This window comes from Priestia sp. 40 (assembly GCF_049368575.1).
GTDB classification, from domain to species: Bacteria; Bacillota; Bacilli; order Bacillales; family Bacillaceae_H; genus Priestia; species Priestia zanthoxyli.
Window position 1 is genome coordinate 1,627,790 of the sequence record NZ_JBMPZA010000005.1, and the last position, 12,678, is coordinate 1,640,467.

The window sequence follows — 12,678 nt, forward strand, 5'->3', positions numbered from 1 at the left end:
TGGAAATGGTGAAGAAATCTATTCTTGGAATCGCTTTGATAACAAGCATTTTAACCATTGGCTGTCAAAATAAAAACACAGCTGAAAATGAAAATTTATCACCAAACAACCCAGATGCCATTAATGTAAACGAGCCTAATCACTATTATAATCCAAATAATAATAGCGGTACAAATTATGGATATGTTCGATACACTAAAAACACAAATGAACAAAATTCCAATATGAACCAAGTAGGAACATTTAATCGAGAAGAAGCAGCCGACAATATTAGTAAACTGAGCACCGCTATACCAGATATTAAGCAAGCCGCTACGCTAGTAACTGATAAAGATGTGCTTGTTGCTTATAAAACAGATGCTAAAAACAGGAATAACGCAGCCGATCAGGTAAAACGTACAGCTATGTCTGTAGTTCCTCGTTATTATCATGTATACGTCTCAGATAATCCGAAACAGATGGATCAAATTGAAAATATCAGTGAAATGAATACGCAAACGAATGATGCTAGAAAACGAATCGATGCCGTTATTCAACAAATGCTAAAATCTCCCCAAGGGCGTAAAGTGAACGGCGGAGAAGATGCAAATGGAAGAGAGAAAAACGAATTGAATGAACCAATGACGGACAAAGATATGGTGGAATAAACAAAAAAGTTGAGACGTAACTAAAAGAATGTGATCGAAAGACGAAGAAATGAGACACATGAGCTGAACCGCTTGTGACACCGCAGTTGATTTCCGTGCAAGGCTTCGCTTTCCGCGGGCGGGCGCTGAGCCTCCTCGTCGCGTACGCTCCTGTGGGGTCTCACCTGTTCCGCTGTTCCCGCAGGAGTCTTCGCCTTGCCCTCCAATCAACTGCTAGAAGGAACAAAACAGATAAATTTTACGTTAACCGTAACAAAAAAAAAACGAACCACTAATCAAACAGTTTGATTAGTGGTTCGTTTTTCACTTCGGCTAAACGACTTTTGTTCCAGCCTCTTTTTACCTTATTTACTTTCTTGTGCTTTGTTTTTTGCAGCAGCGTTAACTTGCTCATCTGCATGGTAAGAAGAACGTACAAGAGGACCTGCTTCAACATGGCTGAATCCTTTTGATAATGCAATTTCTTTTAGCTCTTCAAACTCATTTGGATGGTAATATTTTTGAACTTTTATGTGCTTTTTAGTTGGCTGTAGATATTGGCCTAGCGTCATAATATCTACATTATTTGCACGCAAATCATCCATCGTTTCAATAATTTCTTCTTTTGTTTCTCCTAGACCAAGCATAATACTTGATTTCGTAGGAATATCCGGCTGCATTTCTTTTGCACGGCGAAGGAACTCAAGAGAACGCTCATATTTAGCACGAGCACGAACACGAGGCGTAAGGCTGCGTACTGTTTCAATATTATGATTTAAAATATCAGGACGTGCGTCCATTACAATACGTAAGTTCTCTTCCACACCGCCCATATCAGAAGGCAATACTTCAATTGTTGTGAATGGATTTTTACGACGAATCGCACGAATTGTTTCAGCTAATACGCTTGCTCCTCCGTCTTTTAAATCATCGCGAGCTACTACTGTAATAACCGCATGTTTTAAGTTCATTAGCTGAACAGAATCTGCTACGCGTTCTGGCTCTTCTAAATCTAATTCTGTTGGTAAACCTGTCTTAACCGCGCAAAAACGACAGGCACGTGTACATACTTCTCCTAAAATCATAAAAGTTGCCGTACGACGAACAGCCCAACACTCATGAATATTCGGACATCTTGCTTCTTCACAAACTGTATGAAGGTTTTTCTCACGCATCATTTTCTTTAAGCCTGTGTAATTTTCGTTTGTGTTTAGCTTAATCTTCAGCCACTCGGGTTTGCGGACATGCTCTTCTTTTGTTGCCATATTATCAACTCCACCAATCTAGAAAATGTCTATAACCTATATGCTTAATTTTAACTACATATTAAAAACATAACTATATGTCACTTTATCATAAAAAAGTGAGATTCGACAAGTTGTCTGCTCTTTATTTTCCTCGGTTTTCTTCTATTTTCCATTCAAATGTGTGCGTTTTCATCCTCCGTATAATTTCCATTTATCTTCTGAATAAAATTCTTTAAAAAAGTTTTGACGCGATTTCCATTAATTAATATTTATGAAATCTTTTTTCTCGCTGCAAACTAGTGTTACACACTATTTTTAGAAAGGGGGAAACACGATGCGCAAAACGATTATCTTACTTTTTATGTTCATGTCTATATTCACAGGATGGCACCACGTAACAGCTGAATCTTCAGCAGATCAAGAAAAAATACTTATTCAAAAAAGATTAGAGCTGTATAAACAAATGGAAGCCGCTACTACGATTCCCTGGTACTACTTTGCTGGGATTGACCAGTATGAACGAAATATTCGACGCTCTCATAAAGATATTCCAAGAGAAAAAGGTGCAATCGCCATTTATTATCCTCCAGAAAAATGGTCAGGTTCTTTAAATCCAAATTTGGAAGATACAAACCCACTTACTATTTCTCTCCTCGGGGGAATGGGTAAAGATGGGAACGGAGACAAAAAAGCAGACCAATTTAATGATGAAGATATGCTTTTTACCATGGCAGATTATATTCGGACGTTCGGGGTGTCCGAAGACTATATTAAAATTGCGCTTTGGAACTATTATCACCGGGCTAAAGCGGTTGATATTATTTTGGGGAATGCTAAAATTTTTCGCCATTACGGTCGCATTGATTTAAAAGGTTCTTCATTTCCTGTGCCTCTCCGTGCGAACTACAGTTACCGCAGTACATGGGGAGATGCGCGCGGCTGGGGTGGAAAACGAATCCATGAAGGAACAGACATTTTTGCAGATTACGGAGTTCCAGTAAAATCCCCTTGCTATGGCATTATTGAGCTTAAAGGATGGAATAAATACGGAGGCTGGCGAATCGGTATTCGTGACCTTCATAATAACTATCACTATTTAGCTCATTTAAGCGGATTTGCAAAAAATTTAAAAGTAGGACAAATTGTAGAACCAGGAACACTCATTGGCGGAGTAGGAAGTTCCGGTTATGGACCTCCTGGAACTTCTGGGAAATTCCCTCCTCACTTGCATTATGGAATGTATAAAGATAACGGCAAAAATGAGTGGTCGTTTGACCCATATCCTCAGTTAAGAACGTGGGAACGAAATGATCGTTTAGAACTAAAGAAAAAATAAAAAAACAGGAAGCTGATGCTTCCTGTTTTTTTATCCTGATGCTTTACTTTCTTTTGCTTTTTTCACAGCATGAGCAATACTTGCGGCCAAGCCGCCCCATATGATGACCATCCCTACAACCATCATTGTCATTGAACTTCCATCCATTATTTAGAAACCCCCTTCTCTTTAACTGACAAACGAATCGTCCCATCTTTCCATCGTGCAAAAGAAAAAGCAATGCCTAAAATAACAGCCAGAGCTGCCACGCCCCAACCAAAAGGACCTACAAAAGCCGTTGCATACTGCTCGTAATTTTCCGAAATATTTTTTCGGAAGTTATCAAACATCATATACCCAAGTACAAGTGGTGTAACTACTCCTAAACATATCTTCCACCATGAACCGATTCGGATATCAGAAACTTCGTTTGCATGCTGCTGAAGGCTGCTCAGCTTTTTAAATACCCAAGCAACTAATACAACTTCTACTAAGCCTGCTAAAGCAACCCCGAAGTTATTAATGAAATAATCGACCACATCTAAGAAATAAAGTCCGCCTTGTGTTGCAAATAATAGCGAGCAAATTGAAGCGATTCCTCCGCCTATTAATACAGATTTTGTACGTGAGATAGTAAATTTATCTTGAATGCCTGCTACAAATGTTTCAATAATTGAAATAAGCGACGTTAATCCTGCTAATGTTAAGGAAGCAAAGAATAACATTCCAAACAGCTGTTTAAAGGCCGGAAATTCATTAATAATTTGCGGGAAAACAACAAAGGCTAGTCCTACCCCTCCCTGAACCACCTTATCGATTGGGATACCTTGCTGAGTAGCCATAAAACCAAGTGCGCTAAACACACCGATTCCTGCTAGTAATTCAAAAGCAGAATTACCGAATCCAGTAATAAACGCATTATTAGTTAAATCAGATTTTTTTGGAAGGTAACTGGAATAAGTGATCATAATAGCAAAACCAACAGATAAACTAAAGAAAATTTGACCATATGCTGCAATCCAAACCTTTCCATCTCCAATTGCGCTCCAGTTTGGTTTAAAGAAAGCGTGCAGACCTTCCATTGCTCCGTCCAATGTTACTGCTCGAATGACAATGATTAAAAATAGAACAATTAGTGTTGGTAAAAAGATTTTGTTTGCTGCTTCAATTCCTTTTTTGATTCCCTTTAATAACACACCTAATGTTACAATCCATACAAGTACAAGCGGAATTAAAACATGTAATACGATGCTTCCTGTTTGTCCTGGTGCTTCAGCTAATTTTAAGTAATCTCCATATAAGAACGCTTCCGTGTCCTTTCCCCAGCTTAACTTAAATGAAAAGATAAAATACGACATCGCCCATGCGATAATGACAGAGTAGTAAACGGAAATAAAAAATGAAATAGCTACTTGCCACCAGCCCAGCCACTCAGCCTTTGGACTTAGTCTCGCTAACGATAAAGGAGAGGAACCTTTATATTTATGACCTATAGCAAACTCCATGATTAAAATAGGAATTCCTGCCGTCAACAAAGCAAATAAATAGGGAAGAAAAAATGCTCCTCCTCCGTTTTCATATGCAGTAGCCGGAAACCTCCATATATTCCCTAGTCCAATTGCTGACCCTGCTGCTGCTAAAATAAACCCTGCTCTTGATCCCCACTGCGGCCTATTTTCCACTGTAATTCCCCCTCTTGTTCTCTCTCTACTCTCTTTTTATCGTAGATCAACGATAATTTTTATAATTTTTAGATTATTCTTTCTATAAGTTCCTATCTCAAATTATAGAAGGGAGAAGATAGTATGTCAAAATATTTTTTATAGAAAATTCAGACAAATATCCCAATGAATAAAAGCAGGTATGAAAGTCTTTTTGAACTTCCACACCTGCTTTTTCAATAACACTTTATCACGTTAATATAATATTGTTAATTTTTCTTCGGAAGTTCAATCGCTGGAGAAGACGAGTTTCCACCGTTAAAATAGTCAGGAACATTTCCAGGAATAACGGTGCCTCCGACTGGGATTGTAGCCGTAACGGTTGTTTTTTTAGTTGCAAATGGGATAATGATTTGCATGTTTACTTTTACTTTGATAGATACTTCAAGAAACGCATTATTTATTCCATACTCCTCGATTTTTCGCACTACGTCTGTTTGAACGTCACCAATAGCATGAAATTTAACCGGAATCAGCGGACCTAGATTTCCAAGCAGAGCATTATTCGTAGCCTGCCCAAGCGGGACTTGGTAGACAATTCCTTGATTCCGCAACTTTTCACTTTTTTCAATACGAATATCTGTTGGAAGTTCAAGGGCATCTAAATTCCCTTTCTCTGCTTCTTTTAAGTTAGCCTGGACAAATGACGTAGTTTGAGCTCTAACTCGGTTCACAAGCGCTGTGTCAATTTTGGCTACTTGACCGTTAGGTGTAGATTCCACTTTAATGACATCTACGTCGAGCTGATCGAGTACCTGTTTATTCACCGCTTTATTAATAACTAAAGTTGCAATCTCTTTTGTTTGTGCTTCAGCATATTTCATCAACGTTGGTTCAATCCCTCTATTAATTAGCCATAATCCTACCCCTGTGGAAAGCATAAAAAAAAGAAAGGTGAGCAACAGAACGTAACGAAAAGGAAGCGGGCCTTTTCTTGTTAATTTCCGACGAAGTTTAACCAAAAAAAATCCCTCCTTACAAGCTATATGTATGCATGTATAAGGAGGTTCACGCTTCTTTTAAAAAGTTTTATCTTAAATTCTCGACTATATTAAAGCATTTTCAATAAAGCATCTTTGCCAATTGTGCCTTTAAAAATCCCTCTTTTTTCAGATTCAAGCGTTACAGATTCAAGCGGCGCTTCAAGAAGCTGCTCAATTGTACGTACACCTACAGCTCTTCCAGCTATTATTTGACGATCAGCTAATTTATCATTTAATAGACCTACGTCTAGTGCTCCGCACATAATGTAGCCTTTATCTGATGAAATTGTTAACAAAGTTGTTTTTGGCAGCAATACGGTAACTGCATTAAACGTATGACCTTCAATTACGATAGGCGATAAGGTAATCATAGTAGCTCACTCCTTTCTTAATCAATTTATGATATTGAAAGAAAAAAGTGAGGTTTTACATATACTTTTCTACCTATTTAACGTTTAGAGTAATCCTCACACATTTTATAGAACTCGGTGCTAAAATTCGTTAAAAAAATCTAGTTGCTTAGGAGCTAAATTCTCGTATTCAATATTTAATAAACTCATGAGCTGTTTGGCATTATGTACAGCATCTCCGCCGGAGTTATTATTAAATAACAGGTAAATGTCCTTCGTTTGTTTTTGCAGCTTTTCAAGACGTTCTTTCCACTCTAGGAGCTCTTTTTCATTGTAACGATACAAAAACCTTACCGCTCGCCAATTTCCTTCTGCTGGCTTGTTCCAACCATGTACGTTTCGTCCATGAAAACGTATGAGTGTTTTCTGTTTATCTGTAGCATGAATCACAATGGGAATAGATCCTTCTCCTGCTTGCGGTTCATCACAAATACCATGAATCCACTTCTCTTGTTCCATAAACGTTAGCGTTTTATCGTAGAAAAACGGCTTAAACCAAGACTGATTTCGAAACTCAAGGGCTACTGGCAAATCTCCAAACTTTTCACGGCTATATCTCAAATATGCTACGTTTTCTTTTGTACAGTCAAACCACGGTGGCATTTGAAATAAAATCATGGCCAGCTTATTTGAACTTACGTACGGCTTCACTGATTCTAAAAATGCATGAAACATTTCTTCTTTGCTATCAAACGGATTTCCTTCTCTCATATGCCCTGTCATGCCTTGATAGGCTTTTACCACAAAACGAAAAGATTCGGGTGTATCATTCACCCACTTTTCTACATTTGATTTAGGTTGAATTGCATAAAAAGATGAATCGACTTCAACAATTGGAAAATGGCCTGCGTATACGGCAAGCTTGTCTCTTGATGAAACGCCCGCTTCATATAATGAATCATGATCTCCCCAGCCTGTGACTCCAATATAAATCATGCCATTCCTCCTCTATTTCCTTAGATTGCTTTTCTTTATTTTAATACAAACGATACAAAAAAACTCGTTTGCATAAACAGCAAACGAGTTTTTATCTATTATTAACCGATTGAACCTTCCATTTCGAATTTGATTAGACGGTTCATTTCTACTGCATATTCCATTGGAAGCTCTTTTGTAAATGGTTCAATAAAGCCCATTACAATCATTTCTGTTGCTTCTTCTTCAGAAATACCGCGGCTCATTAGATAGAATAATTGTTCTTCAGATACTTTCGATACCTTCGCTTCATGCTCAAGTGAGATGTTATCGTTTAAAATCTCATTGTACGGAATTGTATCAGAAGTTGATTGATTATCCATAATTAGCGTATCACACTCAATGTTCGCACGTGCACCTTCTGCTTTACGGCCGAAGTGTACGATACCGCGGTATGTTACTTTACCGCCTTGTTTTGAAATTGATTTTGATACGATCGTTGAAGATGTGTTCGGTGCTAAGTGAATCATTTTTGCACCAGCATCTTGGTGCTGTCCTTTACCAGCAAGGGCAATAGATAATGTCATACCACGTGCACCTTCACCTTTTAAGATAACAGCTGGATATTTCATTGTTAACTTAGAACCGATGTTTCCATCAATCCATTCCATTGTTGCGTTTGCTTCACAAACTGCACGTTTTGTTACAAGGTTGTATACGTTGTTCGCCCAGTTTTGAATTGTTGTATAGCGGCAATACGCATCTTTTTTGATGATAATTTCTACAACGGCACTGTGAAGAGAGTTTGTTGTATAAACAGGTGCTGTACAGCCCTCTACATAGTGGACGTGTGAGCCTTCATCAGCAATAATTAACGTACGCTCAAACTGTCCCATATTTTCAGAGTTAATACGGAAATAAGCTTGTAATGGTGTATCTACTTTTACGCCTTTTGGTACGTAAATGAATGATCCACCAGACCAAACCGCTGAGTTAAGAGCAGAGAATTTGTTATCCGTTGGCGGGATAACTTTTCCAAAATGCTCGCGGAAAATATCTTCGTTTTCTTTTAGCGCCGTATCTGTATCTTTAAATACGATACCTTGCGCTTCAAGATCTTCTTTCATATTGTGATAAACAACTTCAGATTCGTACTGAGCTGATACACCCGCAAGATACTTTTGCTCTGCTTCAGGAATACCTAGTTTATCAAACGTTTGTTTAATTTCTTCAGGAACTTCATCCCAAGAGCGTTCAGACTTCTCAGATGGTTTTACGTAGTACGTAATTTCATCGAAGTCTAAGCTTGCCATGTCTCCGCCCCACTGTGGCATTGGCATGTTGTAGAAGTGCTCTAGAGATTTCAAACGGAAGTCAAGCATCCATTGTGGTTCCTCTTTCATACGAGAAATTTCTTCTACGATTTCTTTTGTTAAACCGCGTTTAGAGCGGAAAATTGATACGTCTTTATCGGAAAATCCATATTTATAATCGCCGATTTCTGGCATTTTTTTAGCCATCTTTTATTACCCCCTACTTGATAGGATTGGGAATGAATGAAGGTCTTATTTTTGTTCGTTAAGACCTTTTTCCATCGCTTTCCACGCTAGTGTTGCACATTTAATACGCGCAGGAAATTTTGCTACACCTTGAAGTGCTTCAATATCTCCTAAATCTATACTATCATCATACTCTTTACCTTGCATCATGTCAGAGAAGATATGGGCCATTTTAAACGCTTTGTCTACTTCTTGACCTTTAATTGCTTGTGTCATCATTGAAGCTGATGACATTGAAATTGAACATCCTTCACCTTCGAACTTTGCATCCACCACTTTGCCGTCCTCTACTTTTAAAGAAAGCTCAATGCGGTCTCCGCACGTCGGGTTATTCATATGAATGTTCACAGTATCTTCATTCAACGTTCCACGATTACGCGGGTTTTTATAATGGTCCATAATTACTTGACGATAGAGAGTATCTAAATTATTAAAAGCCATTTGTAAAATACTCCTTCGTTTTTATTAATGATGACACCAATTTATCTACTTCTTCTTCTGTATTATACAGATAGAAGCTCGCACGTGCAGTAGAAGATACGTTTAAATATTTCATCAGCGGCTGCGCACAGTGATGACCTGCACGAATCGCAATTCCATCAGCGTCTACTACTGTTGCAACGTCGTGCGGATGCACATCTTCAATATTAAACGTCACAACACCCGCTCGCTCTTTCGGTCCGTAAATCGTAATTCCATCTACTTGCGATAAGCGATCCAGTGCATATTGCGCTAACTTGTGCTCATGTGCTTGAATGTTATCTAAACCAACTTCTTCTAAGAAATCAATCGCTGCACCTAAACCAATTGCACCTGCAATGATTGGCGTACCCCCTTCAAATTTCCAAGGAAGCTCTTTCCACGTTGATTCGTATAGGTTTACGAAGTCAATCATTTCGCCACCAAACTCGATTGGTTCCATTTTTTCAAGAAGCTCTTTCTTTCCATAAAGAGCGCCGATTCCAGTTGGTCCGCCCATTTTATGTCCAGAGAAAGCAAAGAAATCACAGTCTAAATCTTGTACATCCACCTTCATGTGAGGTGTACTTTGCGCACCATCCACAACCATTACTGCACCGTTAGCGTGTGCAATTTCTGCAATTTCTTTTACTGGGTTAATCGTGCCCAATACGTTAGATACTTGCATAATCGATACAATTTTTGTGTTAGATGTAATCGTGCTTTTTACCTCTTCTAGTGAAAGTGCATGATCTTCTGTTAATGAAATATATTTTAACGTTGCACCTGTTTCCTTGGCAACTTGCTGCCAAGGAATGATGTTACTGTGATGTTCCATATAAGTAATCACAATTTCATCACCAGGTTTAAGATTCGCACGGCCATAGCTTGCAGCTACTGTATTAAGAGCTGTCGTTGTACCGCGCGTAAAGATAATCTCTTCCGTTGATTTTGCATTAATAAACTTACGAACCTTTTCACGAGCGCCTTCGTATCCGTCTGTTGCTTTTGTACCAAGCGTGTGAACACCTCGGTGTACGTTTGAGTTATATTCTTTGTAATACTTCTCAATTGCTTCAATTACAGCAAGCGGCTTTTGTGAAGTTGCTGCACTGTCTAAATAAACGAGTGGGCTGCCATTTACCTCTTGGTCTAAAATAGGAAATTGTTTACGAATATCAGAGATATTCATTATCGAACTTTCCTTTCAATTAAATCTGTTAATTGCTTTTTAACCGTTTCGATTGGCAACTCGTTTACCACTGGTGCTAAGAACCCGTGAATAACTAGACGTTCTGCTTCTGTTTGCGGAATACCGCGGCTCATTAAGTAGTAAAGCTGAATTGGATCTACGCGTCCAACAGATGCAGCGTGTCCTGCTGTTACATCATCTTCATCAATTAGAAGAATTGGGTTTGCGTCTCCACGTGCTTTTTCACTTAACATTAACACACGAGATTCTTGCTCTGCGTTTGATTTAGATGCACCGTGTTCAATTTTACCGATACCGTTAAAGATTGAAGACGCGCTTTCTTTCATAACGCCGTGTTTTAAAATGTAGCCTTCAGAATGTTTTCCGAAGTGTACGATACTTGTTGTTAAGTTTTGAGACTGCTCTCCACGTCCAACTGTTACCGTTTTTGTATCTCCATATGAACCGTCGCCCATTAGATACGTTGTATTTTCTGAAACTGTATTTCCTTCACTCATTAAGCCTAAAGCCCACTCAATGCGACCATCTTTGCCAGCTACACCTCGGCGGTTCACATAAGTAGTTGTACCTTTAGCTAAGTAGTCAACAGCTCCAAACGTTACTTTTGCATTGCTGTTAGCGAATACTTCCGTCACGATATTGACAACACCGTTTGACTCTTCAGCAGTAGCAATGTAGTTTTCTACATATGTTACTGAGCTGTTGTCTTCAGCTACAACGATAACATGGTTGAATAAAGCTGCTTCTTCATCTTCACGGACAAATACAGCTTGAAGAGGCTCTTGTACTTCTACATTTTTAGGAACGTATACAAATACACCGCCGTTTAATAACGCTGCGTTTAATGCAGTTAAACGGTGCTCATCTACTTTAACTCCGTCTTTCATGAAGTACTTCTCAACAAGGTCGCTATGCTCTTTAGCAGCTGTTTGAATATCTGTGAAGATAACGCCTTGAGACTTTAGCTCTTCTGTTAATGTTGAATATGCAGCTGTTTGGTCACACTGAACATATAGATTTTTAACAGCTTCTGTATCAATCAGTGCTTTAACCACTTCTGGAAGCTCGTCTACAGATGAGATTGTGCTTGCCTGTGAAGTGTGCTTGTCAAATGCAGTAAAGTTCCATTTCGAAATGTTTGTTTTATCTGGCTTTGGAAGTGCAAGATCTTCTGCTTTCGCAAGAGCTTGTAAGCGAAGATCTAGCAGCCAACTTGGTTCATTAGCTTCTTTTGAAAAGCTGCTGATGTACTCTTGATCAAATGGTAATTTCGTATCAATAGTCATAGAGATCCTCCTAACTCTTAAGCTTCTTGCTCTACAGTTTCGTCTTCAATACCTAATTCTTGTTTGATCCAGTCATAACCTTCTGCCTCTAGACGCTGTGCTAATTCTGGTCCGCCTGATTTTACAACGCGACCTTGCATCATAACGTGAACTTTATCTGGTGTAATATAGTTTAGTAAACGTTGGTAGTGAGTAATCATTAAGCAACCAAACTCGCTGCCGCGCAGTTCATTAATACCTTTTGATACAACTTTTAACGCATCGATATCTAAACCAGAGTCGATTTCATCTAAAATTGCAATTCCTGGTTGAAGCATCATTAATTGAAGAATTTCATTACGCTTCTTCTCACCGCCAGAGAAACCTTCGTTTAGGTAACGCTGAGCCATGTCTTGATCCATTTCTAAGAAATCCATGTTTTTGTCTAATTGACGGATGAATTTCATTAGTGAAATTTCTTCGCCTTCTTCACGACGAGCATTAATTGCTGAACGTAAGAAGTCAGCATTTGTTACCCCGCTGATTTCACTTGGATATTGCATCGCTAGGAATAGACCTGCACGAGCGCGCTCATCTACTTCCATCTCAAGTACATCTTCGCCGTCTAGCGTGATGCTTCCTTGTGTAACCTCGTATTTAGGATGTCCCATGATTGCTGAAGATAATGTTGATTTACCAGTACCGTTTGGTCCCATGATTGCATGGATTTCGCCGCCCTTAACTTCTAAATTAACACCTTTTAAAATTTCTTTACCTTCAATTGCAACATGAAGATCTTTAATTGTTAAAGTTGACCCTGCCATATTAAAACCTCCAGTTATAGACGTATATAGTAAAAAACGATATACCTATATCTTTTTAATTATTCTCATTTTATTCTCATTACAATCTTATAACAAATGAAAACTTATAGCAACCTTTTGACCCAAAAGGTTTTAAACCAT

At 38.6% G+C, this 12,678-nt stretch carries 13 protein-coding genes; 2 read left to right on the top strand and 11 right to left on the bottom strand.

Going from position 1 to position 12,678, the window contains the following annotated elements; all coding sequences use genetic code 11:
* Positions 1-5 precede the first annotated feature (5 nt).
* Positions 6-647: a YhcN/YlaJ family sporulation lipoprotein gene (locus ACO1DI_RS09585; RefSeq protein ID WP_423145209.1), complete on the top strand. Its 642-nt coding sequence runs from the start codon at positions 6-8 to the stop codon at positions 645-647.
* Between the two features lie 344 nt (positions 648-991).
* Here the strand turns inward: ACO1DI_RS09585 and lipA are convergent, their stop codons facing one another.
* Entirely contained in the window at positions 992-1,891 is a 900-nt protein-coding gene (lipA, locus tag ACO1DI_RS09590) for a lipoyl synthase (RefSeq protein ID WP_013059637.1), read from the bottom strand.
* A gap of 316 nt (positions 1,892-2,207) precedes the next feature.
* Between lipA and ACO1DI_RS09595 the strand changes: the two genes are divergently transcribed.
* On the top strand, positions 2,208-3,209 hold the full coding sequence (locus tag ACO1DI_RS09595) for a M23 family metallopeptidase (RefSeq protein ID WP_016765822.1): 1,002 nt from the start codon (positions 2,208-2,210) through the stop codon (positions 3,207-3,209).
* Between the two features lie 30 nt (positions 3,210-3,239).
* On the opposite strand, the gene ACO1DI_RS09600 is transcribed toward ACO1DI_RS09595, so the two are convergent.
* The 10 genes from ACO1DI_RS09600 to sufC all read right to left on the bottom strand — a co-directional run bounded on the left by ACO1DI_RS09600 (position 3,240) and on the right by sufC (position 12,537).
* Positions 3,240-3,356, bottom strand: coding sequence for a methionine/alanine import family NSS transporter small subunit (locus tag ACO1DI_RS09600; RefSeq protein WP_107918137.1), 117 nt, complete (start codon positions 3,354-3,356; stop codon positions 3,240-3,242).
* A complete protein-coding gene (locus tag ACO1DI_RS09605; RefSeq protein WP_014457892.1) occupies positions 3,356-4,870 on the bottom strand; it encodes a sodium-dependent transporter in 1,515 nt (504 codons plus the stop codon). Before ACO1DI_RS09605 ends, ACO1DI_RS09600 begins: the two co-directional genes overlap by 1 nt.
* Positions 4,871-5,118: 248 nt before the next feature.
* Complete coding sequence (yunB, locus tag ACO1DI_RS09610; RefSeq protein ID WP_013085335.1) at positions 5,119-5,871, bottom strand: sporulation protein YunB; 753 nt, start codon at positions 5,869-5,871, stop codon at positions 5,119-5,121.
* 89 nt (positions 5,872-5,960) lie between these two features.
* The gene (locus tag ACO1DI_RS09615) at positions 5,961-6,263 is read right to left on the bottom strand and encodes a YunC family protein (RefSeq protein ID WP_423145211.1); all 303 of its coding nucleotides are present in this window, start codon (positions 6,261-6,263) and stop codon (positions 5,961-5,963) included.
* A gap of 120 nt (positions 6,264-6,383) precedes the next feature.
* The gene (locus tag ACO1DI_RS09620) at positions 6,384-7,238 is read right to left on the bottom strand and encodes a DUF72 domain-containing protein (protein ID WP_014457889.1); all 855 of its coding nucleotides are present in this window, start codon (positions 7,236-7,238) and stop codon (positions 6,384-6,386) included.
* 101 nt (positions 7,239-7,339) lie between these two features.
* Complete coding sequence (gene sufB, locus ACO1DI_RS09625) at positions 7,340-8,737, bottom strand: Fe-S cluster assembly protein SufB (RefSeq protein ID WP_013059643.1); 1,398 nt, start codon at positions 8,735-8,737, stop codon at positions 7,340-7,342.
* Between the two features lie 45 nt (positions 8,738-8,782).
* Positions 8,783-9,217, bottom strand: a complete 435-nt coding sequence (gene sufU, locus ACO1DI_RS09630) for a Fe-S cluster assembly sulfur transfer protein SufU (RefSeq protein ID WP_013085338.1) — start codon at positions 9,215-9,217, stop codon at positions 8,783-8,785.
* Positions 9,207-10,427: a cysteine desulfurase gene (locus tag ACO1DI_RS09635; protein WP_014457888.1), complete on the bottom strand. Its 1,221-nt coding sequence runs from the start codon at positions 10,425-10,427 to the stop codon at positions 9,207-9,209. The genes sufU and ACO1DI_RS09635 overlap by 11 nt, the downstream gene beginning before the upstream one ends.
* Positions 10,427-11,734, bottom strand: a complete 1,308-nt coding sequence (gene sufD, locus ACO1DI_RS09640; RefSeq protein ID WP_226701655.1) for a Fe-S cluster assembly protein SufD — start codon at positions 11,732-11,734, stop codon at positions 10,427-10,429. The genes ACO1DI_RS09635 and sufD overlap by 1 nt, the downstream gene beginning before the upstream one ends.
* A gap of 17 nt (positions 11,735-11,751) precedes the next feature.
* A complete protein-coding gene (sufC, locus tag ACO1DI_RS09645) occupies positions 11,752-12,537 on the bottom strand; it encodes a Fe-S cluster assembly ATPase SufC (RefSeq protein ID WP_013059647.1) in 786 nt (261 codons plus the stop codon).
* Positions 12,538-12,678 lie beyond the last annotated feature (141 nt).

Coding starts and splice junctions, on each gene's coding strand:
- sufD (WP_226701655.1), bottom strand. CDS start 11,734: ATGACTATTGATACGAAATTACCATTTGATCAAGAGTACATCAGCAGC.
- lipA (WP_013059637.1), bottom strand. CDS start 1,891: ATGGCAACAAAAGAAGAGCATGTCCGCAAACCCGAGTGGCTGAAGATT.
- sufB (WP_013059643.1), bottom strand. CDS start 8,737: ATGGCTAAAAAAATGCCAGAAATCGGCGATTATAAATATGGATTTTCC.
- sufU (WP_013085338.1), bottom strand. CDS start 9,217: ATGGCTTTTAATAATTTAGATACTCTCTATCGTCAAGTAATTATGGAC.
- ACO1DI_RS09620 (WP_014457889.1), bottom strand. CDS start 7,238: ATGATTTATATTGGAGTCACAGGCTGGGGAGATCATGATTCATTATAT.
- ACO1DI_RS09635 (WP_014457888.1), bottom strand. CDS start 10,427: ATGAATATCTCTGATATTCGTAAACAATTTCCTATTTTAGACCAAGAG.
- ACO1DI_RS09600 (WP_107918137.1), bottom strand. CDS start 3,356: ATGGATGGAAGTTCAATGACAATGATGGTTGTAGGGATGGTCATCATA.
- ACO1DI_RS09595 (WP_016765822.1), top strand. CDS start 2,208: ATGCGCAAAACGATTATCTTACTTTTTATGTTCATGTCTATATTCACA.
- ACO1DI_RS09585 (WP_423145209.1), top strand. CDS start 6: ATGGTGAAGAAATCTATTCTTGGAATCGCTTTGATAACAAGCATTTTA.
- ACO1DI_RS09615 (WP_423145211.1), bottom strand. CDS start 6,263: ATGATTACCTTATCGCCTATCGTAATTGAAGGTCATACGTTTAATGCA.
- sufC (WP_013059647.1), bottom strand. CDS start 12,537: ATGGCAGGGTCAACTTTAACAATTAAAGATCTTCATGTTGCAATTGAA.